Here is a 25,929-nt window from a genome sequence, read left to right on the forward strand (position 1 = left end):
TTTAGTATTTCCTAAATGTTGGCAATAAAGCTTTAATATGTCGTTTCACAAGATATATTTGTTGTTCTGAACTAAACTGAAGGGGATTTATCACAACTCCCGTACCAATACCATCGACAAGTGCTATCAGTGCATTAGCCTCAAGGGTCAAATCAAGGTCGGCTTGAATTAGTTTTTCTGCTTGTAAATCGGCTAACTCTTGAGAAATAATTTGGCGTAAAAAATCATAACGTTTTTGATGTTCTAGAATCAGTTTTTCTCGTCCAATTGCATTCCCTAAAAAAGCGACCCAAACTTTCCAACCATCCAAGCTCCTTGGTTTTAGAGGTAATGCTGCAAGAATCATCTGTTCTAATTTCTTGATTCCCTGCTGCTCTTTAATAGAGGACTCCATCTCCTCATGCAAATTTTCAAAGATTCGTTCAAGCACGAATAGCATTAGTTCATTTTTATCTCGAAAATAATGGGTAACAACCCCTGTTGATGAGCCTAATTCTTTCGCGATCGCTCGCATACTAGTTTTATCAAGTCCTTCTTTGATAATTACTCGCCAAGCTGCTTCCGTTACTTCTGAACGACGGTTGTCTTTACCCATATTATTGTTCTCGAATATTTTGTCTATTCAAATAACCTTCTTGACTTATCATAACAGTTGTCATAAATTGTAAATTACAACAGTTGTTATTTAATCTGGAGATAATGACATGACAAATCTTGGGTATGGTTGGACGCTTTTAGGACTTTCTACAATGGGAACTTGTGGGGGAAATTTATTGCTCAAACAAGCGAATATAGCCTTGATAAATTATGGTTCTACTATTGTCATTTCTCCTTGGTTTGTAGGAGCAATCGCATGCTATATTCTCGATCTTATTCTCTTTAGTAAAGCATTACAGTACTTGCCTGTTTCTAATGCTGTTCCTGTCGCTTCGGGTATTCGTATTGCAGTTACGGCAATTCTTGCTTGTATCTTTTTTGGCGAACATTTAAGTGTCAATCAATTTTTGGCATCGGGGTTAATTATTGTCGGAATTTTATTCATGTTACGCGCTTAACCAAAAAATTTATTATGACTCTCGAACTGTTCCACTTAATCTTTGGCTGATACAGTATGGACGGCTATTTTACATCGACTGGAGGAATTAAAATTTACTCATCTATGGCTTAATAATAAACGACCTTCTCTTGAGTCATACTTTGAACGTCTAAAATCTCGTCCTAGTTTTGTCATCGCAATTCAAAAAGATCGAATGCCTTTAGTAATGTTGTTCAAGGGGTTATGTAGAATTTATCTAGGTATTTAAACTAAGTGAATGGTTTTAGTACTGTAGCCTAAGCTGACTTACCTTTTTAGCATTCAAAAACATTAGCGGTCTTAACAACAACCTAAAGAGAATTAATGCCGACTGCAACTCATCCGGTGTTTGTCGTCTTTGCCATTGACCTGGTCGGCAGTATAGCATTTTAACTAGTTCTCGATGCTGCTCCAGGCTCACATTATCAAACTTGATAATTGCTCTCAATGAACCATTTTGACTACAGCTACGGGTGATTTTACCTGATAAAAATAGTTCCTGAGGCAAAATCTCTAACTGAATGTCAGTTGCTAAGTTTGCTGATTGATCTAAAACTATTTCTAAACCTTCCTCTGAGATCTTTTGGGTAACACCCTGATATATATGGCGATCGCTAAACACATTAACCTGTTGACTGATGCTAAACCACTCATAGAAACTAGGCTTAGGTAAATCCAGTAAAGTCATCAAAGCGATACTCAGAGTCAATAGATTATAACTGCTCCAATACAGACCCAAGTTAAATCCAGCTTCTGGAGGATTTAATAAACTTACAGCAAAACTAATTAGAGTTGCCCCAAACAAAATAGACATCGGTAAAGCTAAGGACCAATTATAGTTAAACTGATCTCTAGCTACTCCTTTGGGAGTAACTTTAAATCCTTTGCCAAAAGGACTAAGCATAACTTTAATTACCGTCATTGAAACAGGTATTGCCTGTACCAACGAATAGACATCTGAAAGTAGAATAGAACGCGATCGCTTGTTAATCCAAGCAAACATGGTCATTTGCATCGCATAGTAAGGCAAAAAAATGTAGACCATCTCTGAAGATGATGCTAGTACAGGATTTACTCGGGCAAAAATGCAAAATACGGGCAATAAAATGAAAAAGACACGGGGTAAACAAGTAAACCAGTGCCACAGTCCCTCTAGATGACCTAATCTTTGCCAAAGGTTTAAACCAGGAATAGTTAAGGGATTAGATTTAACAAAGAAAGCTTGTAGAGTGCCTCTAACCCAGCGTAATCTTTGATCGATATGAGCAGCAACACTTTCAGCTGCCAAACCTGCACTAAGTTTTTCATCCAAGTAAACTAACTCATAACCTCTGGCAGATAATCTAATTCCTGTGTAGTAATCTTCGCTGAGAGATTCCGTATCAAAGTAACCAATTTCTCTTAACGCACTGCGCCTAGCTATAAAAGATGTTCCTGCACAAACTACGCTTCCAGCACCGTCTTTAATCGGCTGGAGATGACGATAGAAAACTTCTTCCTCGGAGGTTACAATTTTTTCTAAACCCAGATTCTGGGCAATTGGGTCGCTGTTATAAAAACTTTGAGGGGTTTGTACTAAAGCAACTTGATGCTTCTGAAAAAAGCCGACAGTACGTTCTAAAAAGTTAGTCGTGGGCACAAAATCAGCATCAAAGACTACAACCAGCTCGCTATTTGTCTTTTTTAAGGCATGATTTAAGTTACCCGCTTTGGCATGAGAATTATCGTGTCTGGTGATGTAGTTACAACCCAATTCTTGAGTCATCTGCTTAACGCTCTGCCTTTTAGTGTCGTCAAGAACGTAGATTCTTTTATTAGCGTAGTTTAAAGCCTGACAACCAATTATTGTCCGCTTGAGAATAAAATCAGGCTCGTTATAGGTGGGTATTAATATATCTACCGAGGGATTGTAGCGATTTTCCTTAACAGCAATACTGTATTTATCTGCTTCTCGATCTCGGCTTTTAGTAGTAAATAGCAATAGTAGCTGAAGACCTGTGCCACCCATCGCTAAAAACTCCATCAATAACAGCAAAATGCTAAAGATACCGTCGACTGGATTGGCTAGATTTAGAGTAGATAGCGATCGCCATAAAAAATACCGTACGAGTAATGCAAACAAAACACCTGCAACTAAAGTGCGTGACCAAGGCTTAGGCAGAGGAGATAGTCTCATTACAACTTGAGCCAGAAAAAATAGAGTCAACGTTGGGAGTAATAAGTAATACTTGTTATCCAACTGAGGAGGCATGAGCCAACTAGGAGGATTTTCTTGAACGAGGTGTAACTGAATAAATAAATCCGTAACATGACTATTACCCAAAAGCCAAGACAGGGCGATCGCGCTAGCAAAACCAAATATTGCTAGAATAAACAAAGTGGGAATGCGTACAACGAACCTGCTTGACGATTTCGAAGTAACAGAAATCTGCCTTCTAGACTCTGATACTGACTTTATAGTTTGCATTATTAAGCTGTTATACTTATTCAAGTTAGAGCCAGCTTAACAAAACATATGTAAATTTCTAGTTAATATACAGTTTATTTCTTAGTATGTTGTGATAGCTTTCTCCGAATATTTACAATTGCTTCCCTAGGGTTATGACCAGGGAGAAGTCTAAAATTGCTGAGGCAATGATCTTGCAAGTATCTTATTGTTTATAGCCACAAAAAAATAAGATGCCTGCACTAAAATGACTAGTGAGATATCAGTAGTTTTGTTTAAGTAAAAACCGGAAACTTTTGACCCAAAATATAGCTGATTTTAGAAAAGCCAAGCTACCATCAACCCAAAATTTTGACAAACAAGGCTTTGACTAATCAAAAAACTGATTTTAGTACGAACTAAGTAGTAATAATATATTTAAAATCAGTGTTTCTAAATGATTTTATCTATTGTTTTTTGTAATTATTAAAGATTGAATACAAACTATGTCTGATTTTAGGGGCGTAGCTCAGCAACAGTAATAGACTTTTAATAAAATAGATCGACTTTCTAGTTTATTCTGACTTATATTAATTGTCTTGGTGACTGATAGTACTATTGGTAGTCTACTGTTTATTTAACGACCAATCATAATCTAAATACTCCACTTGATAGTCGCCATTTTCTAAATACTGACGAGCCTCAGGGTTTAGTTGAGTACTAAGATAATTTAATACTGCTCTTTGCTTAGCATTACCATCGAATTGATCATCAATACCATAAGTTTCTTCGAAGTCTTTACCATACCACTTAAAAATAGAGGACAGATAAACTTTTTGGGCTTGCTGCTCCAAACGGAAACCATGAGGACTAGCGACAAATTGGGCTGTCTGATCTTCTAATTGAGCATCTAATTGTTCGGGAAGATAAGGTTCATTACGTAATGGAGGACAACTTTTAGCAGCACATACTAAAGCTACGTGTAGTCTAGGTTCATTAAAGTCTTTGCGCAGAATATCATGTTCAATGTTATCCAGTGTTTTTTGTTCTCCGGCTAAAGTAAAAGTTCGTTTTTTCCAAACTCCAGGTATATCTCTAATACTATCTTTGAGCGGATCTTGGTCAATGATAGATTGTAGAGTAAAAGCATTGTATGCATTGATTAAAAAAGCAATTTTATCTGGTTCATTCCAAGAATTGTATTGTTCTGGAGTGACTTTCCCTAGGGACTTGTTAAAGCGATCCAATTGCTGTCTATCTGCTTTTAAGCCTTCATAGTTAACTAATCCCCGCTCATCGACATATGATTGTAATACTTCAGCATAGTCGTGATAGTCACAGGGCTGATTTATCGCCATCTTAGTTTCCAGTTTCCTATGGGGAATTGGATGAAGTTGTACCTGGGAAGAAGTAGCTAAGTTAGAGCAACCAGCGATCGCGATCGCACTAGAGATGGCAATAAATCGGTAAAAAGATTTATTCATAGTTAATTATCAATTGTCCATTAACAATCATCAAAGGGAGCATACCGTTTCAGCAAATACATAATTTTCGATAGAAAACAAAACCAAGGTTACATTATTTAACACATTATGCTTCTTAGAAAATAGAATGCTGCTATCATCAAAACGAATGAAAGTGAATTTTAGTTGAGAAATTGCTTAGAAAATTACTGATTCATAGACATTTAATTCTGCCTAGCTACTTCAGAAAATCAACTCAATTTAGTTTAAGTATGCAACAACCATCATTTAGTCTAAAGTTTAAAGGAGAAAGGTTGTTGTACATGTTTCAATTTAGATACTGCCTCTAATTTAATGAGCCATTTATCCCGACTTCGAGACAAATTTCAAACTAAAGCGAAGAAAGCTGCTAAAAAAGCCACAAAACTGATTCAAAATTACTCTGCTCTCTCAGGAGGAAAAGTGAACGAGCATGACCGTATTGTTTTCGATCTCAAAGGCTACATTGTTAAACCAGCCGTATTGAACGAGGATGAGGTAAATGTCCTCAAAGAATTAGTTCTACGTCAGAAAAATGAACCAGAGTCTCTACCTCCCCAAGAGCGTTGTTTGCCAGGCGGTGCATTTGCCAAACTAATCGATCATCCGGCAGTAATGAACGTGTTATTGGATGTAATCGATCCAGATATAGAAAAGATTCGCTTAGAAGATGTCTTTCTTAGCTACCGTGAAATGGGGGAGGGAGAATGGAAGCCTCATGCTGGCGGACCTACTACTAATCCTAACTATGCCTACAATTTTCAAGATGGGCGTATTTACGCAGGCATGACCCGAGTAGTTTGGGAATTAACCGAAGTTTTACAAGATCAAGGGGGAACTTGCTTTATTCCTGGCAGCCATAAAGCTAACTATAATATACGTACTAATCCAGTTGCCAGTATCGATACCAGGAATTCGGGACTTTGGGAAAGTTATAGCTGTCCTCCTGGTTCTTTAATTATATTTTCTGAAGCCGTGCGTCATTCAGCAGACTTCTGGCAAAACCCCCATAATCCTAGGATCGCTATTTTTTGCGCTTATAACCATATCAACGTCCGTCATCATAAGCCCAGTATTTCGCCTGAAGTTTTGGAAAGACTAGCTCCCAGACATCAGCGTTTTTTCAAGGATGTATATCATCCCCAATTTGATAGAGTTTGAGGGGAAAATTAACTATTCACATTTCGATATGTAGCATTCTTAACAATAAAACTCTATGTTTGAACAGCAACCTAAAACATTACAAGAAAAAGTAAAATCCTTAGCTACTGAATCTATACGACAACAAAACCCCTCAGGTTGGTTTGAAACTTTATACGCTGAAGCCGAAGGTGATTCTAATCAAGTTCCCTGGGCAAAGAATACGGTTCATCCTTATCTTCAGGATTGGCTAGAAAAATACCCATGTCAAGTAGATGGTAAGTCTGCCTTGGTTATTGGCTGCGGCTTAGGAGATGATGCTGAAATCTTATCTAATCTGGGCTACCGAGTAACAGCTTTTGATATTGCTCCCACGGCTATTGCTTGGTGCAAACAAAGATTTCCTAATTCTTCTGTTACTTACTTAGGGTTTGCTGAATAACTTGACAACCTTGAGCCAATAAAGGTTATAAGGATTTTAGGCGCAGAAAAAAGTTAAGTAAAAATGGCGAAAAACCCCTAAAATTGGTAAAAGACCCTTGCACTTATCTGAGCAAGAACAAATGTACCGTAAAACTAGCCAGTCGGAGCTTACCCCAGAAAATTTTGAATTACCCTTTGAAAGTAAGTTGTCATCAGAAAACCGATGGGTAATTATGGCAGAGTTAATTCCTTGGTCAGATTTTGAGTCAGAATATGCAGAAAATTTCTCAGAAACAATGGGAGCAATAGCCAAACCATTTCGGATGGCATTGGGGGCATTAATTATTAAAGAAAAATTAGGAATAAGCGATAGAGAAACTGTAGAGCAAATAAGGGAAAATCCTTATTTACAGTATTTTCTAGGGATGTCAGACTATAGCAATTAAGCCCCATTTGATGCCTCAATGATGGTTTATTTTAGAGAAAGAATAGACCTGGATTTAGTTAATAAAATCAATATAAAAATGGTAAATAATCTCCGAGAGAAAGAGGAGGAAGAAACAGAAAAAAAACGAAAAAGAAGAAGTTAAATCAATTAAAAATCAAGGAAAGTTAATATTAGATGCTACTTGCGCTCCTGGGGATATAAGTTATCCCAATGATTTGGGAATATTAAATCAAGCCAGACGACAAACCGAAAAAATTCTAGATTCTCTTTATAAAACTTGTCAAACAAAGAAAGTAAAAAAGCCAAGGACTTATAGAAAGAAAGCGAGAAAAGATTATTTGAAAGTTGCGAAGAAACGTCGTCCATCTCGACAAGAAAGAAGCTCGGCAGTCGCCAAACAATTACAATACATCAAAAGAAATTTATCTCACATAGAGAATTTAGTTAATTCCGAGGCTGATTTAAGTAGTCTATCTCCAAGCCAATATAAAATGTTGTTGGTAGTTACAGAAGTTTATCGTCAACAATTGTGGATGTATGAGAATCAATCCAACAGAATTGACGATAGAATCGTCAGTATAACTCAACCTCATATCCGTCCTATCGTCAGAGGAAAAGCAGGAAAAACTGTGGAATTCGGAGCAAAAATTTCAGTAAGCTGTTTTGACCAATATGTATTTTTAGATCATTTGAGTTGGGATAACTTTAATGAATCAGGGGATTTAAAAACACAAGTAGAAGCCTATAAAAACTTCACTGGCTACTATCCATCCTCAGTTCATGTAGATAAAATTTATCGCAATAGAGAGAATCGAACTTGGTGTAAAGACCGAGGTATTAGAATCAGTGGACCACCATTGGGAAGACCACCTAAAAATGTTAGTAAATCAACTAAAAAACAAGCTAGAGATGATGAAAGATTTCGTAATGCTATTGAGGGAAAATTCGGACAAGCAAAACGACGTTATGGACTTAACTGTATCATGGCAAAACTCTCAAAGACAGCAGAAACTTCTATTGCCGTTACTTTTTTAGTTATCAATCTTTCCACCCTGCTCAGGCAGGTTAGCTGTCTTTTTTTGTCTTTATTTCTGAATACCTATAAATTCGGCTCGATTACTGACTTTTTTATTATTAAAACTGATATTAAAGTCAAATTACTAACATAAAAACTTATTTTTTAAACAAGCTGATTCTTGTCAATTTTTCCGATTACTTTTTCAGCAAACTCTACTTAGTAGCAGATTTACTGGCTTTAGAAGCATCTTGGCAAAAGCAATTTGATTTAGTTTATGAATGTCGTAATATTCAGGCTCTGCCTCTAGATGTGAGACTTCAGGCTATTAGGGCGATCGCTCTTCTAGTAGCAGATAATGGCAAATTATTGGTTATTACTCGCCATCGTGAGCCTAACTATTCAATACCAGAAGGACCTCCGTGGCCTATGTCTGATGAAGAATTATCCCAGTTTAAAGAATTAGGATTAGATGAAATTCGTCGTGATAGTTTTTTAGAAGGAGATGAAGTAATAGTTAAGCAGCTAAGAATTGAATATTGTCGCCATCTCTAAACTATCTTCCTTACCTTAAAAAGCTTTAAGCTCTAAGCCTTAAGCTTTAAGCTCTAAAGTTTACGCTTGGTAAACGGCTAACAGTGAGACAGTTCGTTGGCGGTGAAGCAGGGCGTTGGCGGGGTTCCCCCGCTTGAAGCCACTGCTGAACCCTTTAGGGGGTACGATGCGGCCATACGCCTGGCCTTTGTCCCGCTTGAAGGAACTGTCGCCCTAAAGGATACCGCTTCGCATAAGGGCGGGGGTTTCCCCCATGAACAACTTCATCAAGAAGAAACTGTCGTTGGCGGAGCCTTCTCGAAGAGTACCCGAAGGGCTTATAGCTATCGGGTTTAATGCCCCCAGCAAACGAAGTTTGGTGGTCTACAATTAGGAGAGGTTAAAGCCTCTTCTAATTGGCTATAAGCTTACAGCTTACAGCTTATAGCTGCGGCTCTGCCGCTTTACCCTTGCATTTCCTCAAGCCATCAATTAAAAAGTTGACAGTTACAACGGTGGGTTATCAATTGGGGGGAAAGATTTTCTCTGAGAATACATATTAACAAAAGGAGATATGTTTACTTCATCTGGATAAAGATTAGCCAAGAAAAAATCAAGGGTAGTCGATTTGAGAAATCCTTGAAACACAGCAACCGTTCCAAAACGCACTCCTGTATCTCTTTGCACTGCTAAAATAACTTCAACTTCTGCGCTATTAATAATACCAGCTTGTTTTAAGTAGTAACCTAAAGCATTTTTATCTGGCTGAATTAATGCTTTTGACCAATCTTGAACAAAAAAATCAGCAGTTTCAGTTTTAATAAAACCTTTTTGACTAAGAATTTCGCCGATACGTAAATCTGGATGTCGAATTTGATCTTGAAGTGCGGATTCAATTTGAAATGATGATACCAGATCGGCTTGTTGTAAAATCAGCCCTAATGGTTGGGTCAGTATTGAGGGAAAACAATGTAGATCGGATTTTAACTTAGAATTTAGACTATCGAGTTCAGACATAAGAAAATTAGATGATTAATAAATAAAAGTACTAAAAAATTTTAAATATTAAATAATTTGAGCCTTAAGACTACCTAGTATCTATAATAAGAAGCATTTTATAAAGTATCTTCAGTATTTATGCCAAAAGTCGCTATTAAATTTATGGGAATCTATTTAGTGTTCCAAATACGTAGATAAAAATAAACAAACACAAAAGCGATCGCTAACAAAATGGTAGCAGCAGCAGCAGCGTAACCAAATTCAAAACGTGCAAAAGCTTGTTCGTAAATATAATAAACCAGTAAGTTGGTAGAGTTTAACGGTCCTCCTCCAGTGATAACATAAACCTGCTCAAAACTTCTTAAAGTGAAGATAGCAGTAGTTAAAATAGCAAAAATCAAAGTAGGTTTTAAACCGGGGATGGTTATGTACCAGAACTGTGCCCAAGCATCTGCCCCATCTAGCTCTGCGGCTTCGTAGCGAGATTGGGGAATAATCTGCAATCCAGCTAAAAATACCACCAAATTAAAGCCCAACTGCTTCCAACTGCTCAATAAAATTAAAACTGGCATTGCCCAAGTAGTGCTACTTAACCAGGGAATAGGATTTGAAATCCATGGAATTAAAAGATTATTAATCGGCCCGTCGGTTTGAAAGAGCCAGCGAAAAGCTAAACCGACAGCCACCAGTGATGTAATCGAAGGAATAAAATAAGCGGCGCGCAAGATTCCTCGTAAAGCTAGAGAGCGATTAAGTAAAACGGCAAGTCCTAAAGGAATTATAATCGTCGGAATTACGGTGGCAACTGTAAAATAGGCAGTATTGCCAATTACCTGCCAAAAGTCAGCATCAGTAAATAACCGCCAATAATTCCGCCCGCCTACCCATTGAATTCCTGAGACAGTAAAACTACCAGTGGTAAAACTGAGATAAAGTAAATAAACAATAGGGTAAAACAGAAAAACACCCAGTAAGATCAGTGCTGGGGCAAGAAATAGCCAAGCAGCAAAGGTATCCTGATCTAGCCATGAAGAGAAAGAATTTGATTTAGTCATGGTTGTTTATATTTGATACGTAATTAACCTGGCAGCAATTCTCTTAACTGGATTATCTGGAAAGCTAATTTTGACCTTTTTAATTTGTAAACTTGAATTATCAATTGATTCCAGCTTCTCTCTATCTTCTAAAGGACAAGATAAATATTTTTTTTCATACATCAAAGTAAATAGACGAAATTTTGAATTTTTTCGGTTGGTTGAAACATTTAAATATTCAAAAACCTTTTGGGGATGTTCAACATGCCACATTCCCCGTATTCTTAAGCTAGTAATTCCCAAAGGATCGACTCTGTTGACTCTTCCTAGCTCTTTAGTAGGACTAAATTCAACCCCAGTACTGTGATTAATTCCAGCTATTACTTTTGTTTTAATATTATGATAAATTTCTGGGCTAGCTGCATAACAATCTCCATAAACTAACCAGAGTGAACTTAGTTGATGTCGATTAACACAACCAATGGCATAAAGTAAGTCTTTTTCGTCCCACTGTTCACATTCTCGACAAGCTTTAGTAATCATCTGACTACTAGAGTATAGTTTAGCCGTAGGATAGGAGCTATTTAGGGCAATTTGTGCTGATTCTGACTTTAATTTTTTAACTTCAATAGCATCCCCTAATTTCAGCATTAAATCTGGAGGGTTATTAGCGTTGCCAGTATAGGAAAAAACTCTTTCGTAAGCTTCTTGTTTTCTGACTTTGTCTATTTCATTTAGTGTATTGGCAAAAATATCCTTAATAAATAACTCTAAAGCATCGCCAACTGCATTTATTTTATTATTACTACGATAAAAATCGACAACATCTGGAATATCATTGCTAATAATAGTGTGTATAGCTTGAAGAATATTAGCCATCAAATAATGTTAGTTAATTTGCAGAAGTAAGATCCAAATCTAGATTTAGTTGCACAGCTTTGATATTCCGCTGTCTGTAAGCGGTTTCGTGAGATAGTAATTGTTCTTTAATTGCTGTTGCTAAAGCTTGACTAAAATTAACAGGAACAGCATTACCAATCATTTTATAACCAGCATTGATATTTTTATAGTAAAAGATAAAATCATCAGGAAATGTTTGAATCCTGGCACATTCTCTAACAGATAAACGATTATAAGGGTAAGGTGAATTAGGATCAAATATAAATCGATCTTCACCAATATTAATCATTTTGTTGGCTTGGGGATGAATTGGTGCGTGGCGACTACTAGCTTGGATAGTAAATGATGGTTCATGCCAAGAACGCACTCGATTACGAGACATATACATACTAGAAAAACTACCGATAGCATATTCATGATTTGCGATTAGACAATTCTGAGCATTAGTTTGGTTTTTTTCTTTAGCGGCTAAAGCTGATTCTCTCAAATCCCAGATTGCATCTTTAAGAGTCAGTATTGATTGTTGTTTATTAATTGTCTCAAAATCAAATACTTTTTCAAGATCCTGACGAAAGCCCACAAAAATGACTCGTTTTCTGTGTTGAGGTACATTAAAATCAACAGAATTTAGCAATTGGAAACTTACCTCATATCCTGCTTCTTCAAATGCGGCAATAATATTATTACGAGCAACCTCATGTTTTTTGTGCAGCATCCCTGAAACGTTTTCAGCCAGGAAAAATAAGGGCTGTTTATCCCGTAATATCCGAATATATTCTAAAAATAAGCGACCACGATCATCTTGGATTCCTTTTTGCCTTCCAGCTTCACTCCAACTTTGACAAGGAGGACCCCCTACGATACCAATACAATCAGGAATATCTAACGACAGAATTTGTCTAATATCCCTACGGTCTAAATAGGTATTAGGATGATTGAGTTCGTATGTTTGCCAAATATCCTTATCCCATTCATTAGCCCAATTCACTGTAAATCCAGCTTTGGTAAAGCCTAAATCCAAACCTCCACAACCGGCAAAAAGCGATACTATATTCAAACTGCTTTTTCTGTTAGATAATGATGAACTCATCAATAAAAGTATAAACTGCTCTCAAAATCTACCTGAAGGCTAACCGCACTTAAATATTAGCTACAAATTAGTATATTACAAAGACAAAACTAATGACAGAATCAGTTATCCAAGATCACCAAAAAGATTCTAGCGAAGTATTAATTTCTCCTAGCCTGTCATCATTCTCTTCACCAAAAATTAATGATGCTCCTCCACTTCAGTTGGGTGTTATGGCTTCTGGTAGTGGAACTAATTTTGAAGCTGTAGCCCAGGCGATCGCTGAGGAGAAATTGAACGCAGAAATCAAAGTTTTAATTTATAACAATCCTCAAGCTAAGGTAAAAGAACGTGCTGAGAAATATCATATTCCCACTGTACTAATTGACCATAGAGAATATCAACAGCGGGAAAGTTTAGACCACGAAATTGTCGCTGTTTTAAAAGCCTATGGTGTGGATTGGGTGGTTATGGCTGGTTGGATGAGGATTGTGACCCAAGTTTTAATTAATGGCTATCCTGAGAAAATAATTAATATTCATCCTAGTCTACTACCCAGTTTTAAGGGAATCAGGGCTATAGAACAAGCTTTAGCCGCCAAGGTAAAAATTACAGGCTGTACCGCACATTTAGTAAGTCTGGAAGTCGATAGCGGGAAGATTCTTATGCAAGCTGCTGTACCTGTTTTCTCTGATGATACTTTAGAGACACTACACGCCAGGATACAATTACAAGAGCATCATATTTTGCCTCAGGCGATCGCCCTTGCTGGTGCTCAGAGAGCAATCGCTTTAGCCACTAAAAAAATTGACTTTCCACGCAACTAGGAAAGTTAAAGAAATAAAGTGATAAATTTTAGTATCCGCTTGGTTTAGCTAAACTATCAAACTTAGTAAGTTCAGCATTAAATAGTAATTTAACTGTGCCAACTGGACCATTACGATGTTTAACAATACTAACTTCTGTAATACCGCGATCTGGCGTATCGGGATTATAGTATTCGTCACGATAGATCATCATCACTAAATCCGCATCTTGTTCAATACTGCCACTTTCACGCAAGTCAGATAACATAGGACGTTTATTAGTTCTTTGTTCGACTCCACGACTTAGCTGAGATAAAGCCACAATTGGCACATTTAATTCTCTAGCTAAACCTTTAAGAGAGCGAGTCATCTTAGATAATTGTTGTACGCGGTTATCATTATCTCCGCCTTCCATTAATTGAAGATAATCAATCAAAACTAAACCCAGAGGATTTTTTTGTTGTGCTTGGAGACGACGCACCTGCGATCGCATTTGCATTACCGTTAAGTTAGCTGTATCGTCGATAAATATTGGTAGTTCTGAAAGTCTGGTAACGGCAGCGACTAAAGGATCATACTCGTTTTGAGCTATTCTACCTGAACGTAAGCGGTTACTGGGAATTTTGGCTTCACCAGATAATAATCTCTGAGTTAATTGTTCCCGAGACATTTCCAGGCTAAATATAGCGATCGGTAATTTGGATTCTTTAGCGATATTGGCAGCGACACAAAGTGCAAAAGCAGTATTGTGAACACAGATATCGTTAGCAACAAAGTTATGGGTTTCGGGAATAGTTAAATCGTAAACTTGTTGTTTGCCGATGGCTTCAATGCTGATAATCTCATCCCAGTAAATTTCACTAGTGGCTAGGTTTTGCAGAGGGATATTGTCCAAAGCATAGGCTAGTTTAAATAATCTTGCTCTGGATAATGCCTTTTTTTCTACATGAATATTGTTATATCCTTTAATTCCCGAACGTTTAGCTAAAGCCGTCCAAGATTCTGCTCCTTTGGCTTGCTTTAATTCTTGCCAAATTTCTACGGGAATTAGATCCCGATTCGTCTGATATTTTCTTTTGGAGATTGCTTCACGAACGGCATTAGTAGCTTCATCCTTACCAAAGATGCCGATTTCATCGATAAAGGTCTTGATGGAACTGGCATCAGTAATATCTAATTGCCATACTTGTCTACGATCTTGCTTATATTTAACTGAGCGATTTTTAAGAGAAGAGATAATCCCGAACCTCAATAGCAAATGCTGTATTTGTCGAGCTAGTTTTTCGCTGACGGTGGCATAACCTAATTGGGATTGTCCACTTTTTAAGACAGATGCCCACCCATCAGTGGCAAATAAACGATTGAGAAATAAAGCTATGAGAGGGGATTGCAGTGTAAAAATAAGTTGGGGAATAGTTTTTGCTTGAGCATTTTTGCCCCATAAACCTAATTCTTTTAGCCATAAGGTCAGAGCATTAGGACTATTTTTACTAATAGCCAATATGCCAAATGGTGCAAGATTTTGAGGTTCGACTCTGAGCAAATTACATAAGTGATCAAAAGTTGTTTTGTTGGGAACACAAGAACCTTTAAGCCAAAGTCTAACCAGAGAAGAGTTTACTTTTAGTAAAGATGCAAATTGATTAACAGACCAATCTTGATTATTAAAAGCTTGCTGTAAATTATTAGCAAATATTTGTCGATTACAATCAAGAAAAGCCTTATCTTTACTTACTTTGATTGATGTTGTTCTAGTGCCATTAGAGTCATACTCTTTTACATAAAGCCCCTTAAAACTTGAAATCGCCTGAGAAAAGTCTTTTCTCAACAGTTCATTATTATTAGTAAATTCTGGGCAGGTTTTTGTTAAGCAACCATCTCCAATTAGGTATGCTAAAAGTTTTACTTTGTCAACGGAGATAATTTTATTCCCAAACACATTAATTTGACGAGGAACAGCTATGCGATCGCCTGATTGCAATTTTTCTAGACTTTGCCAACCTTCAATTGTCAAAAAAGGATGAGTCAAAGTAGTTACGATTTTTCTTCCCAGGCGAGTAGTCACCTGATAAACAGGCTTAATTCCATCATCGACAAAATTAGATGGCTTTGTCCAAGCAAATCGATAGTCTGGTTGAAGAGTTAAGAGAGAATCTTGACGACGATGATAGATATCTTCAATTGTCCTCATGCTGCCATCTTGACAAACCAATTCCGAATTAGCTGCTAAACATTTCCCCATTGACGGTCTACCAGCAATAATAATCAAGTCGGAACGACTAAAACCACTGGTCATGGCATCAAGATCGTAATAACCCGAAGGAATACCCGGTAAAGCTGTGTCTTGGTGCAAATCTTCAATGGTATTAAAGGTATTGACCAAGGTATCCGCAATGGGTACTAAACCTTCCTGAGGTCTTTCTTGGGTCAGACGGAAAATCTTTTGTTCGGCTGAATCTAAAATACTTTCCAAGTCCATGGTGTTATCGTAACCGAGGTCAACGATTTCGTGACCTGCGGTGATTAACTGACGACGGATATACTTTTCCATAATCAGGTTGGCATAGCGGTCTATATTAACCGCCGAAACAGTACGGTTAAGTAACTGTGCCAATTTAGTGATCCCACCAATCTTTTCTAATAAATCGCGATCGCTTAGATAAGTGCTGACAGACATGAAATCTGTCGATTTGCCTTTACTATTGAGAGTTAACGCTGCCTGATATATTTCTTGATGAGCTTTGACATAAAAAGCGTCTATAACTATTCTTTCCGCTACTCTAGTCATTGCTTCGGGATCGAACAAAATACCACCCAGAATCGCCTCTTCCGCCTCAATATTAGCTGGCGGTAAATTATTTATTTCTGACATCAGTTAACTATCACTTGCACTCATCCCTAATCAAGATAGAACAAATATTCTGGTGGTGCGATTAATTTTCTAAAATTAATCAAAAATATTAAATCAGATTGATTTTAGCAGGATAAATTTGAACTAGCCAAAGAAAAGCTTGTTGTTGTAGTTGTTGCCATATCCTAGAGGATAATTAAAAATATCTTGTTTCTTACCAAAAGCGATCGCTTTTCCTCAATCAATAATTAGTAATTGAGGGCAAATATAGCGGTTCTCAAATAAGTGAGGTACAAATATAAACTTAGTCAAAAACCTGAAAACCCCTATTCCCTATTCCCTATTCCCTGACTCCACCAAGGTGTATCTCATTAATACGAGAACCGCTATAAGATAAACTTCGGTCAAGTTATGCGTAAATAAATAGCGTAATTATTAAAAATCTTGATTAAAATATCTTTTCTAAGCTCAAAGTCAAAATAAGGCTAACTGCAATTAATATTATATAAGTGCAGACAACCAACAAGCTGAAAGGAATTCCTGAAAGAGAATTGACTCTCATTGCTCCTGGAGGTGAAAAAGTTATCTGTAACTTTGCTGTTTTTTCAAGATTGATATTAGATGGTTGAACAAGATCTTCTTTTAATAAATCTAATGGAGTATTAATAAAATTATCTTTTGATACTTGATTAATAGGGTGATAAGCAATTACCGAACCATCTAATCGAACTGCCAGCCAATATATCAAATCAAATGGAGAATTAAAATCTCCCTGCCACAGGCTATTAATCCGAGAATTAATTTTCTTGATTGTAGACTGAACATTAGCATAACTATTCAGGTCTGTAGTTAAAGCAAATATAGAAGATTTATCTAAACTAAAAAACTTCTCTGGATATTTGCGGTGTAACAGACAAATTCCTACCCCTTGAATCGTGCTAAAAATTAAAATTGAAGAGATTATGCTGTAAAAACTAGTGTAAATATTTTGAATATAACCAAAGTCAGGAAAAGCTAGCCATTGATATATTTGATAAATAAAAGAAACTGAAGTCACACGCAGTTGATTACTAATTGGTAACCAATTCAGTATTATAGGCAAGAACATTATCAAGTCAATTGACTTAACGGCTAGTAAATAGCAAATGATTTGTTTAGTAGTTTTGATATTTTTTCTAAAAATAAACCATAATATTATGGCGATCGCCAAATATTGAAAGCCAGAAAAATAAGCTGCAATTAGAGGTAAATATATTAACCAGTTTGCTTCTTTAATATTGGTTTTAAAAGAAAATTTTTGAACAACTCCTTGGAGAATTAAAAGTGCAATGCTCAAAATGGCTAAGACCAAACCTAGAATTGAGACCCAACTCAGATCGGTGGTGTTTTGAATGGAATACAGAACAATCATTGTGTTGAGAGAGGAGCGTAGTATTTTTACTCCAAAATAGATACCAGAGATCGCACTCGCAATTATCCACTCTCGCTTAAGATATTTGAGCAATGTAAGCCGCTGTAAGATACCACTGCATGTACCAACAAATAAACCGACGATAAAAACTACAATCAATCCACCAAATATAGAAGATAGTAAATTATTTTCACGCTCAAAAAGGTTGATTGCGGAACGACAAAAGTAAAAAATCGCCAGATTGCCAATACTAGCAATGAGAACAAATTTCAAGATAAAGTTGACTCTTTCTCTTGGCTTTATTAGTAATTCTTGTAAATCAATATAAGTTTGTGATAGCCGTATCATAAGCTGTTTTTTTATCAATAAAAAATTGTACAGATCAAAAAGTACTATATGATAGTACAGTAGTTCCGACACGCTTATATTTAGAAAATTATTCGTTTCTGAATTATGGCTTCAGAAAAATTTAGATATCAATTACGCCAAGAAGCTCGACAATGGCAAGCTGAGGGATTAATCAGTCCAGAAATATATGATCGGTTGGCAACTCGTTATCGATTGGAAGAGTTAGAATCAGTTTCTCGCGATCGCTTTATCTTAATCGTTATCGGCATAGGTTTTATTCTCCTGGGTTTGGGAGTCATAACCTTTGTTGCTGCTAACTGGCAAACATGGTCAAGACCAATCAAAGTTTTGTTGCTGCTAGGTATATTTATCGCTACTAACGGTACGGGATTCTATTTATGGCAATCGCCTAAAGATTCTAAATCACGACTAGGACAGGGATTATTGCTTCTGGGAGCATTAAGTATGGGAGCGAATATAGGCTTGATGTCCCAAATGTTTCACCAGACTGGTTCAGTCCATCTGCTCTACTTTATTTGGGGTTTAGGAGTGTGGGGAATGGTATCTGGTTTGAGATTGAAGTCTTTAGGTTTGCTAGCGATTATTTTAATGGCGATCGCCTACTTGACGGGTATTGCGAACTTTACTGATTGGAGTAATTTATTCGGGCAAGAATTACAGCAAATGCCTTTAATCATTGCTTTGCTATTTATACCTCTGGCATACTTTTGTCGCTCCCGTTGGCTATTTGGTCTAAGTTTTGTTTTAATTACTTTGGCTTTAGAAATAAATTTGTGGCAATATCTAGATAATTCTGGTTTATCTGCTCACAGTTTAATCGCACCACTAGTTTTTATTCTTCCTCCTGCATTTCTCTGGAGTTATCGAGATTCTTTACTATTTTCCAATCTTGATTTGGCCGTTTCTTTTGACTCAATTAATCGTAAACTGGCAATTTTTTATTTAGGTTCTTTTTTCTATTTAGGCTCGTTTAATTTTTGGTGGGATAATTTGGATTCTGGAAAATCTAGTTATGCTGTAGATTTTGAATATTGGTCATTGTTGGTTGCACCGATTGTTTTTGTGATTTTCTCAATTTGGGCGTGGTGGAAGCTGGGATTGAGGAGAAATAATAACTTATCCTGGAGACTAGATCGTAATTCTGCTTACATCGGGATAATTATCATTATTTTAGGCTTCTTACTGTGGTTTAACTTCAGTATTAGTCCCCTAAATGAATTAGGTACAATAATTTTTAATTTATTGCTATTTTTATTGGGATTAAATTTAATTCGTCAATCTGTTATCGAAGGACGAAGGTTTAATTTTTGGCTGGGGATTATCTTAATTTCATTACAAATATTTTCTCGGATGTTGGAATACAATACAGGCTTAATTCTGAAAGCGATCGCTTTTTTTGGTTGTGGTGCGGGAGTGATTCTGGCAGGACTTTGGTTTGAGCGTTACTTACGTAGATTTAATTCTTCTAATAGCTAACTATAAGAGACATGACTAATTCTCTATCTTCTAGGAATTTTCCTCTGTGGCGATTTTTATTACCTTTTAGCTTGCAACTAGCAGTGATACTATTCATACCTATCAGGAGTGTCTATACCTATAATTTTGGCACTAAAGCAGTAATTCAAACTATGCCCGTAGATCCTTATGATTTTCTGCGGGGTTATTCGCAGACTCTTGGTTACGATATTTCCCAAGTTGATGCTCTCAAAAAACTTCCTGGAGGCAAAGATTTAACCAGAGGGGAGCAATTTTATGTGATTTTGCAATCTGCTCCTAGCTCAACTACTCCTCCACTTCCCTGGCAAGCAATAGAAATAACTTCAGAAATACCGAGCAACATTCCAGAAAATAGAATCGCTATCAAAGGAAAAATTGACAGCTATCGAACTGCTACCTATGGCTTGGAAACCTACTATATGCCAGAAAACCAGAGAGACAAGATCAATCAAGAAATTAGTAAATTACAGCGTCAACCCGATGGTAGAAGAGCTTTTGTCGTAGAAGTTAAAGTTGATCGCTGGGGTAATGCAGTTCCCCTAAGTTTATGGATTGGTCAACAAAACTATCGTTTTTAAGTACCAGCAAGTAATGGTTTGAGCAAATAGAATACTGCAATTTTTGACGATAACTCTGACATTGGTATTAAAAAATGTCCCAAGTATCAATTTCTCTTAAAACAGAGCAGATAGAGATATATTTCTGGAAAAGTTCGGGAATTACGATCTTACTTCTTTCAATTGAACCCCAATTGGGAGTCAATATAGCTTATCATTATTTAACAATTAGCATTATAATTGGCACTGTTGCCATCAGCAATTAGATTGGCTGCATAACACATTCCAGCACAGTTGATATCCAAGCCCTAGCGGTTACGGAAGCAACAGTCCACCACCTCTTAAATAGCACTTAATGGCGATCGCGAGGTTTGTAATAATCAAAATATATAAACGAAAATGAAAGACCTTACTCGATATCGGAACATCGGCATCTTCGCTCACGTAGATGCAGGTAAAACCACGACAACTGAAAGAATCCTCAAACTTACTGGAAAAAGTCACAAAATCGGTGAGGTTCATGATGGAGAAGCAACAACTGACTTCATGGATCAGGAAAAAGAACGTGGTATTACGATTCAGTCTGCTGCTACAAGCTGCTTCTGGAAAGACCATCAGTTAAACATCATTGATACTCCTGGTCACGTAGATTTCACTATTGAAGTTTATCGTTCCTTGAAAGTGCTAGATGGCGGTGTTGGTGTGTTCTGTGGTTCGGGTGGGGTTGAGCCTCAGTCTGAAACTAACTGGCGTTATGCTAACGATTCCAAGGTAGCTCGAATTATTTACGTCAACAAATTAGATCGAACCGGTGCTGATTTCTATAGCGTCTGTAATCAAGTCAAAGACATTCTGGCTGCCACTCCCTTAGTAATGGTTCTGCCTATCGGTATCGAAAATGATTTTGTCGGTGTTGTGGATCTGCTAACTGAAAAAGCTTGGATCTGGGATGATTCTGGTTTACCAGAAAACTATGAAATTCAGGATGTTCCTGCGGACATGGTTGAAAAGGTAGCCGAATATCGCGAACAGCTAATCGAAACTGCGATCGAGCAAGACGATGACATGATGGAAAAATATCTAGAAGGTGAAGAGCTTTCCATTGATGAAATAAAAGCTTGTATCCGTAAAGGAACACGGGAACTAGCCTTCTTTCCTACCTACTGCGGTTCTTCCTTCAAAAATAAGGGTGTACAGCTAGTACTAGATGCGATTGTTGACTATCTGCCTGACCCCACAGAAGTTAATCCCCAACCCGAGATTGACTTGGAAGGTCACGAAACGGGTAACTATGCCATTGTCGATCCCGAAAAACCATTACGTGCTTTGGCATTCAAGATTATGGATGACCGCTATGGTGCCTTGACCTTTACTCGAATTTATTCGGGTACCCTGAATAAAGGTGAATCTGTCTTAGATACTGCTACAGGAAAAACTGAACGTGTTGGTCGGATGGTAGAAATGCACGCTGACTCTCGTGAAGAAATTAGTTCAGCCCAAGCAGGGGACATTATTGCAATTGTTGGTCTAAAAAATGTTCAAACTGGACACACCTTGTGCGATCCCAAAGAGCCTGCAACTTTAGAACCGATGGTATTCCCCGATCCTGTGATTTCTATCGCAGTTACACCCAAAAATAAAGGTGCTTCCGAGAAAATGGGTACTGCCCTCAGTAAAATGGTTCAGGAAGATCCCTCCTTCTATGTGGAAACCGACCATGAAAGTGGTGAAACTATCATCAAAGGTATGGGTGAGCTGCATCTAGATATTAAGGTGGACATTCTTAAACGTACCCACAAAGTTGAAGTTGAAGTAGGTAAGCCTCAGGTAGCTTATCGTGAGTCAATTACTAAGACAATCACTGATAGTTATACCCACAAGAAACAGTCTGGTGGTTCTGGTCAATTTGGGAAAATTGATTACACTATTGCACCTGGTGAACCTGGTTCTGGGTTTGAGTTTGAGTCCAAAGTTACTGGTGGTAATGTTCCCAGAGAATTTTGGCCTGCGGTGGAAAAAGGCTTTACTAACAGTCTCGAAAAAGGTGTTTTGGCGGGATTCCCCTGTGTGGATTTGAAGGTTACTTTAACAGATGGTGCTTTCCATCCTGTAGACTCCAGCGCGATCGCTTTTGAAATTGCGGCTAAATCTGCCTATCGTCAGTCTATTCCCAAGGCTGCGCCTCAGATCCTTGAGCCAATTATGAATGTAGACGTATTTACTCCCGAAGACCATATGGGAGATGTAATTGGCGATCTTAACCGTCGTCGTGGCATGATCAAGTCTCAAAACTCTACTCCTATGGGTGTTCGGATCAAAGCAGAAGCCCCTTTGAGTGAAATGTTTGGCTATATTGGTGACTTGCGTACTATGACTTCTGGTCGTGGTCAGTTCTCGATGGAGTTCTCTCACTATGCAGCTTGTCCTAAGAATGTTGCTGAAGAGGTAATTGCTGAAGCTAAAGAGCGTCAAGCAGCTAAAGCATAAACTATTACTAGTTATTCGTCTGGAGTTGATAGTGCTAATGTCTTAAGCGTAAAGCTTTAAGCTTTTGATTATTCTCCACGATCCAATTGAACGATAGTCATCATTAAAATTTAAGTCCCGTCTGGTATTAATTACTGGATGGGACTTAAAGTTTCTAAAGTTACATCTAAGTTGAACTCTGGCTACAACGAAAATGGAAGAGATTTTGAAACTAAAAGAGAAGCTATACCAAGGAGATATTCAAGCCGCGATCGCAATTTGCGATGAGTTGGAAACTATGGGAAGACAAGATAAAATTAATACTTTGGAAAGTTTTCTAGTAGTTTTAATCATCCATTTAATTAAAAACTGATAGCTATTAGCTAATAGCTAATAGCTTAAAAGGATGAATGATGTGTCTTAGCTGAAAACTTAAATCATATCAATCATTATTCATTCAACCAACGAACTGCATCTTTAGCGTGATAAGTGAGAATTAAATCGGCACCTGCACGTTTGAAGCTAGTTAATGTCTCTAAAGCTACTTTTTTCTCGTCGATCCAACCATTTAAAGCCGCTGCTTTAACCATCGAGTATTCCCCAGAAACATTGTAGGCAGCTACGGGTAGATTGGTTGCTTCCTTAACTCGCCAAATAATATCCATGTATGACAGGGCTGGTTTAACCATCAGCATATCTGCCCCCTCTGCAATATCTAATTCAATCTCTTTGAGTGCTTCAGTACCATTAGCCGGATCCATCTGATATGTTCGGCGATCGCCAAACTGAGGAGAAGATTCAGCTGCATCGCGGAAAGGACCATAATAAGCAGAGGCATATTTAGCAGCGTAGGAAAGTATTGGCGTATCTTGAAAACCAGCATCGTCCAAGCCTTCTCGGATTGCTCTGACAAACCCATCCATCATTCCTGACGGGGCAATGATATCAGCTCCTGCTTTCGCCTGAGAAACGGCAGTTTTTTTGAGTAATTCTAGAGTAGGATCATTTAGAACTCGTCCTGTTAAATCCCCTGTCTCCAAATAACCACAGTGTCCATGAGTAGTATATTCACAAAGACAAGTATCAGCAATTACCAGTAATTCGGGAACAGACTCTTTAATGGCAGTGGCAGCTTTTTGCACAATACCGCAATCATGCCATGCACCAGTAGCCTCAGTATCCTTATCTTCAGGAATACCAAATAAAATTACGGCTGGAATGCCTAGCTCATAGACTTCTTTGGCTTCTTCGACGATTTTATCAACCGAAAGTTGATATACTCCAGGCATCGATTTAACTTCTTGGGCTACAGCAGCACCTGGAACAGCAAATAAAGGATAAATCAAATCGCTAGAGGTAACTACCGTTTCTTGCACCATGCGACGCAATTGGGGATGTTGGCGTAAACGGCGAGGACGATTGATGGGAAACATAAGATTTTAGATACTAAGTTGAAAATTTAAAACAGCAAAATCTTACTAACTTTTACTTTGTATATGTTTAGGAGGTCAGTATTACGCGTTAGTAGAATTACTAGTGTAAAACGAATTTTGCTATCGTCCATAGTATTGACAAATCTACTCAATGTTTTTTAATGTTTTGGTCTGCATTTTTCTGATCGCAGTGACGAAAATTAGCTACAATAATATAGATAACAAAACAAGGGGCCGTAAAGGTTTCGACAGGTTGGCAAAAGCTGACTCGTGATACAGGTCGAGAGTGAGTATCATCTCGTAAATACAGACTCAAACTTAAATATAGATGCTAAAAACAACATCGTATCCTTCAAGCGCGTGGCAGTAGCTGCCTAAATCTAACTTAGATTTGCTTGTCTTCGGTTTGACTCCGTTAAGGATCGAAGATTAACCCCAACGGATGCTCCAAATTAGCTTTCTCTAGTAGGCTAAGCGGAAAAGATTTTATTAGAGAATCCTACCATCAGGGATAAGTGATGGTTCTTGCTCCGAGGATTAGAGGAGCTAAACCTGTGAATGAATGGGCAAGTGAATAGTCAGTCTGGACAGCAGTTCGACTCTGCTCGGCTCCATTATCAACTAAATTATCCGATTAAATATACTTAGTACCTGATGTTACGCACTAATGTATTTGTTAAGACTGGGGAAAGGTTAAGGGAAAAAGGGAAAAGGGTTTCTGGCTCTTTTTTTCATACCTTGTTCAAACTATTGATTTCTCATTGATTTGCGTAACATCATTAAGTACATAGTAGTTATCTGGATTCACTATAACGTCTAGATAGCTCTCTTTTGACCTGTTTAACAGTTGTCCTCTTGCAATATTAAGGACAATCTCTATGTTTACACTCATCAAGTTTTAAAAAAAAGAAAAGAAGCGAGGGTTGCTGTTAGGACTTAAGATAGATATATATTTCTAGACCTCAATTATATGACCTTAACTTCAAGCATCTAGATGACACAAGTCAAGGTCATTTTTCTCTGATTGACTAGTCAAATCAACTTATACAGCAATCTTAAATGAAATGAGAGAAAAATTGCCTGTTGCTTATTCCCTATTGCCTGCCCATTTACAGTAATTTTCAATTTAAATGGGACTACCATAAATTATCCCAATTATAAATTATCTCAGTGAATATACTGACTATTAGTGATCTAAATTGACTCACACTATAAGAACCCCTTTTTAATTTGTCTCAAAAATATTAGATAAGCAAATTAAGATAATTAAATTCAAATAACTAATTTAAATTCTGGATTTTGAGCAAAATGTTCTGTACCTTCTGGTAAAAATCATCTCGGCGATCATAGTAGGCTTTCAACTCATTAAAACGATTAATGCTCAAATTATTTTGTTGAACAATTTGCCGAGATTCATTACAATACCGAACCGCAATTTTACGTACATTTGAGTTTAAGTTTTGCAGAGTTTCTTGTTGATCACAAACTATATTTGGTGGTGGTTCATTAATAATATTTTTAATTTCTTTATAGACTTGTCTTCTTAATAGCTCTACTTGATAGCCTGCTCTAGCATAATTTTCTGTTTCTTCTGGCGTAAATTGTTGAGCATAAGCATGAGCCATAAAAGAGACAGATAACGAATGCATTGATACTTCAGGAATCAAGCCACTTAACAATCCGCTAGTTGCCAATATACTACTACATACAATATGCAGATATATTTTATTTAATTTAGGTAAAGTCAAATTAACATTTAACATAATTGAGACAATTGCTGGTATCAAAAAGATTGCTAATTATTTTGAGTTAATTTCTTGACAATAAGTTCCTGTTTTTTCAATTATTTAGCTAAAATTCAATCAAACGGTATTTAACTAGTAACCAATACCGCCTGCTAAACCGAATCTAGTTTGAAACCTGTAGTTTTAAATGTAACTGTTCGAGAAAGTAACAAGTAACAAGTAGCAATTAA

General features: G+C 37.2%; 20 protein-coding genes, 1 other RNA gene and 2 pseudogenes. 12 read left to right on the plus strand and 11 right to left on the minus strand.

The features are described 5' to 3' along the window. Nucleotide 1: 1 nt before the first annotated feature. Nucleotides 2-595, minus strand: coding sequence for a TetR/AcrR family transcriptional regulator (locus PLEUR7319_RS0116865; RefSeq protein WP_019506394.1), 594 nt, complete (start codon nucleotides 593-595; stop codon nucleotides 2-4). 109 nt (nucleotides 596-704) lie between these two features. On the opposite strand from PLEUR7319_RS0116865, the gene PLEUR7319_RS35775 reads away from it, so the two are divergent. Beyond that, entirely contained in the window at nucleotides 705-1,055 is a 351-nt protein-coding gene (locus PLEUR7319_RS35775) for a multidrug efflux SMR transporter (protein ID WP_019506395.1), read from the plus strand. A gap of 42 nt (nucleotides 1,056-1,097) precedes the next feature. Next, nucleotides 1,098-1,304 (plus strand): hypothetical protein, encoded by a 207-nt coding sequence (locus tag PLEUR7319_RS42745; RefSeq protein ID WP_144054328.1) that lies wholly within the window; start codon nucleotides 1,098-1,100, stop codon nucleotides 1,302-1,304. 15 nt (nucleotides 1,305-1,319) lie between these two features. On the opposite strand, the gene PLEUR7319_RS0116875 is transcribed toward PLEUR7319_RS42745, so the two are convergent. Continuing rightward, entirely contained in the window at nucleotides 1,320-3,452 is a 2,133-nt protein-coding gene (locus PLEUR7319_RS0116875) for a glycosyltransferase (RefSeq protein ID WP_019506396.1), read from the minus strand. Nucleotides 3,453-4,126: 674 nt separating this feature from the next. After that, nucleotides 4,127-4,984, minus strand: coding sequence for a DUF547 domain-containing protein (locus PLEUR7319_RS0116880; protein WP_019506397.1), 858 nt, complete (start codon nucleotides 4,982-4,984; stop codon nucleotides 4,127-4,129). Between the two features lie 333 nt (nucleotides 4,985-5,317). Here PLEUR7319_RS0116880 and PLEUR7319_RS0116885 point away from each other — a divergent pair, with 333 nt between their 5' ends. The 4 genes and pseudogenes from PLEUR7319_RS0116885 to PLEUR7319_RS35790 all read left to right on the plus strand — a co-directional run bounded on the left by PLEUR7319_RS0116885 (nucleotide 5,318) and on the right by PLEUR7319_RS35790 (nucleotide 8,583). Continuing rightward, nucleotides 5,318-6,163, plus strand: coding sequence for a phytanoyl-CoA dioxygenase family protein (locus PLEUR7319_RS0116885; protein ID WP_019506398.1), 846 nt, complete (start codon nucleotides 5,318-5,320; stop codon nucleotides 6,161-6,163). Nucleotides 6,164-6,218: 55 nt separating this feature from the next. After that, nucleotides 6,219-6,566: pseudogene (locus tag PLEUR7319_RS35780) on the plus strand (class I SAM-dependent methyltransferase); the annotation flags it as partial. Nucleotides 6,567-6,705: 139 nt separating this feature from the next. After that, a pseudogene (locus PLEUR7319_RS40135) lies at nucleotides 6,706-8,182 on the plus strand (IS5 family transposase). A gap of 158 nt (nucleotides 8,183-8,340) precedes the next feature. After that, nucleotides 8,341-8,583: a hypothetical protein gene (locus PLEUR7319_RS35790; RefSeq protein WP_019506402.1), complete on the plus strand. Its 243-nt coding sequence runs from the start codon at nucleotides 8,341-8,343 to the stop codon at nucleotides 8,581-8,583. Nucleotides 8,584-9,069: 486 nt separating this feature from the next. Here the strand turns inward: PLEUR7319_RS35790 and PLEUR7319_RS35795 are convergent, their stop codons facing one another. From PLEUR7319_RS35795 to PLEUR7319_RS0116930, 4 genes are all read right to left on the minus strand, one after another. After that, nucleotides 9,070-9,579 carry a hypothetical protein gene (locus PLEUR7319_RS35795; RefSeq protein ID WP_019506403.1) on the minus strand — a complete coding sequence of 170 codons (510 nt, stop codon included), beginning with the start codon at nucleotides 9,577-9,579 and terminating at the stop codon, nucleotides 9,070-9,072. Nucleotides 9,580-9,731: 152 nt separating this feature from the next. Continuing rightward, the gene (locus tag PLEUR7319_RS0116920; protein ID WP_019506404.1) at nucleotides 9,732-10,616 is read right to left on the minus strand and encodes a carbohydrate ABC transporter permease; all 885 of its coding nucleotides are present in this window, start codon (nucleotides 10,614-10,616) and stop codon (nucleotides 9,732-9,734) included. Nucleotides 10,617-10,622: 6 nt separating this feature from the next. Then, the gene (locus tag PLEUR7319_RS0116925) at nucleotides 10,623-11,474 is read right to left on the minus strand and encodes an NgoPII family restriction endonuclease (RefSeq protein ID WP_019506405.1); all 852 of its coding nucleotides are present in this window, start codon (nucleotides 11,472-11,474) and stop codon (nucleotides 10,623-10,625) included. 13 nt (nucleotides 11,475-11,487) lie between these two features. Beyond that, nucleotides 11,488-12,585 carry a DNA (cytosine-5-)-methyltransferase gene (locus PLEUR7319_RS0116930; protein WP_019506406.1) on the minus strand — a complete coding sequence of 366 codons (1,098 nt, stop codon included), beginning with the start codon at nucleotides 12,583-12,585 and terminating at the stop codon, nucleotides 11,488-11,490. A 92-nt stretch (nucleotides 12,586-12,677) separates the two neighbouring features. Here PLEUR7319_RS0116930 and purN point away from each other — a divergent pair, with 92 nt between their 5' ends. After that, entirely contained in the window at nucleotides 12,678-13,391 is a 714-nt protein-coding gene (gene purN, locus PLEUR7319_RS0116935; protein ID WP_019506407.1) for a phosphoribosylglycinamide formyltransferase, read from the plus strand. A gap of 28 nt (nucleotides 13,392-13,419) precedes the next feature. Here the strand turns inward: purN and dnaB are convergent, their stop codons facing one another. Both dnaB and PLEUR7319_RS0116945 read right to left on the minus strand, forming a co-directional pair. Next, nucleotides 13,420-16,242, minus strand: coding sequence for a replicative DNA helicase (gene dnaB, locus PLEUR7319_RS0116940; RefSeq protein WP_019506408.1), 2,823 nt, complete (start codon nucleotides 16,240-16,242; stop codon nucleotides 13,420-13,422). A gap of 427 nt (nucleotides 16,243-16,669) precedes the next feature. Then, nucleotides 16,670-17,980 carry a hypothetical protein gene (locus PLEUR7319_RS0116945; protein ID WP_019506409.1) on the minus strand — a complete coding sequence of 437 codons (1,311 nt, stop codon included), beginning with the start codon at nucleotides 17,978-17,980 and terminating at the stop codon, nucleotides 16,670-16,672. Nucleotides 17,981-18,085: 105 nt separating this feature from the next. On the opposite strand from PLEUR7319_RS0116945, the gene PLEUR7319_RS0116950 reads away from it, so the two are divergent. From PLEUR7319_RS0116950 to PLEUR7319_RS40755, 4 genes are all read left to right on the plus strand, one after another. After that, nucleotides 18,086-19,477 carry a DUF2157 domain-containing protein gene (locus tag PLEUR7319_RS0116950; protein ID WP_019506410.1) on the plus strand — a complete coding sequence of 464 codons (1,392 nt, stop codon included), beginning with the start codon at nucleotides 18,086-18,088 and terminating at the stop codon, nucleotides 19,475-19,477. An 11-nt stretch (nucleotides 19,478-19,488) separates the two neighbouring features. Continuing rightward, complete coding sequence (locus PLEUR7319_RS0116955) at nucleotides 19,489-20,076, plus strand: GDYXXLXY domain-containing protein (protein WP_019506411.1); 588 nt, start codon at nucleotides 19,489-19,491, stop codon at nucleotides 20,074-20,076. Nucleotides 20,077-20,454: 378 nt separating this feature from the next. Continuing rightward, nucleotides 20,455-22,542, plus strand: coding sequence for an elongation factor G (gene fusA / locus PLEUR7319_RS0116965; protein WP_019506413.1), 2,088 nt, complete (start codon nucleotides 20,455-20,457; stop codon nucleotides 22,540-22,542). Nucleotides 22,543-22,735: 193 nt separating this feature from the next. Next, entirely contained in the window at nucleotides 22,736-22,894 is a 159-nt protein-coding gene (locus PLEUR7319_RS40755; RefSeq protein WP_019506414.1) for a hypothetical protein, read from the plus strand. 76 nt (nucleotides 22,895-22,970) lie between these two features. Here the strand turns inward: PLEUR7319_RS40755 and hemB are convergent, their stop codons facing one another. Next, a complete protein-coding gene (hemB, locus tag PLEUR7319_RS0116975) occupies nucleotides 22,971-23,954 on the minus strand; it encodes a porphobilinogen synthase (protein ID WP_019506415.1) in 984 nt (327 codons plus the stop codon). A 230-nt stretch (nucleotides 23,955-24,184) separates the two neighbouring features. Here hemB and ssrA point away from each other — a divergent pair. After that, nucleotides 24,185-24,571: a transfer-messenger RNA gene (gene ssrA / locus PLEUR7319_RS38920) on the plus strand. 663 nt (nucleotides 24,572-25,234) lie between these two features. Here ssrA and PLEUR7319_RS0116980 read toward each other — a convergent pair. Further along, nucleotides 25,235-25,717 (minus strand): DUF4168 domain-containing protein, encoded by a 483-nt coding sequence (locus PLEUR7319_RS0116980; protein WP_019506417.1) that lies wholly within the window; start codon nucleotides 25,715-25,717, stop codon nucleotides 25,235-25,237. Between the last annotated feature and the right edge of the window lie 212 nt (nucleotides 25,718-25,929).

It is taken from the genome of Pleurocapsa sp. PCC 7319 (assembly GCF_000332195.1).
GTDB lineage: Bacteria > Cyanobacteriota > Cyanobacteriia > Cyanobacteriales > Xenococcaceae > Waterburya.

Coding starts and splice junctions, on each gene's coding strand:
- PLEUR7319_RS0116865 (WP_019506394.1), bottom strand. CDS start 595: ATGGGTAAAGACAACCGTCGTTCAGAAGTAACGGAAGCAGCTTGGCGA.
- PLEUR7319_RS35775 (WP_019506395.1), top strand. CDS start 705: ATGACAAATCTTGGGTATGGTTGGACGCTTTTAGGACTTTCTACAATG.
- PLEUR7319_RS0116880 (WP_019506397.1), bottom strand. CDS start 4,984: ATGAATAAATCTTTTTACCGATTTATTGCCATCTCTAGTGCGATCGCG.
- PLEUR7319_RS0116885 (WP_019506398.1), top strand. CDS start 5,318: ATGAGCCATTTATCCCGACTTCGAGACAAATTTCAAACTAAAGCGAAG.
- PLEUR7319_RS35795 (WP_019506403.1), bottom strand. CDS start 9,579: ATGTCTGAACTCGATAGTCTAAATTCTAAGTTAAAATCCGATCTACAT.
- PLEUR7319_RS0116920 (WP_019506404.1), bottom strand. CDS start 10,616: ATGACTAAATCAAATTCTTTCTCTTCATGGCTAGATCAGGATACCTTT.
- PLEUR7319_RS0116925 (WP_019506405.1), bottom strand. CDS start 11,474: ATGGCTAATATTCTTCAAGCTATACACACTATTATTAGCAATGATATT.
- PLEUR7319_RS0116930 (WP_019506406.1), bottom strand. CDS start 12,585: ATGAGTTCATCATTATCTAACAGAAAAAGCAGTTTGAATATAGTATCG.
- purN (WP_019506407.1), top strand. CDS start 12,678: ATGACAGAATCAGTTATCCAAGATCACCAAAAAGATTCTAGCGAAGTA.
- dnaB (WP_019506408.1), bottom strand. CDS start 16,242: ATGTCAGAAATAAATAATTTACCGCCAGCTAATATTGAGGCGGAAGAG.
- PLEUR7319_RS0116945 (WP_019506409.1), bottom strand. CDS start 17,980: ATGATACGGCTATCACAAACTTATATTGATTTACAAGAATTACTAATA.
- PLEUR7319_RS0116950 (WP_019506410.1), top strand. CDS start 18,086: ATGGCTTCAGAAAAATTTAGATATCAATTACGCCAAGAAGCTCGACAA.
- PLEUR7319_RS0116955 (WP_019506411.1), top strand. CDS start 19,489: ATGACTAATTCTCTATCTTCTAGGAATTTTCCTCTGTGGCGATTTTTA.
- fusA (WP_019506413.1), top strand. CDS start 20,455: ATGAAAGACCTTACTCGATATCGGAACATCGGCATCTTCGCTCACGTA.
- PLEUR7319_RS40755 (WP_019506414.1), top strand. CDS start 22,736: ATGGAAGAGATTTTGAAACTAAAAGAGAAGCTATACCAAGGAGATATT.
- hemB (WP_019506415.1), bottom strand. CDS start 23,954: ATGTTTCCCATCAATCGTCCTCGCCGTTTACGCCAACATCCCCAATTG.
- PLEUR7319_RS0116980 (WP_019506417.1), bottom strand. CDS start 25,717: ATGTTAAATGTTAATTTGACTTTACCTAAATTAAATAAAATATATCTG.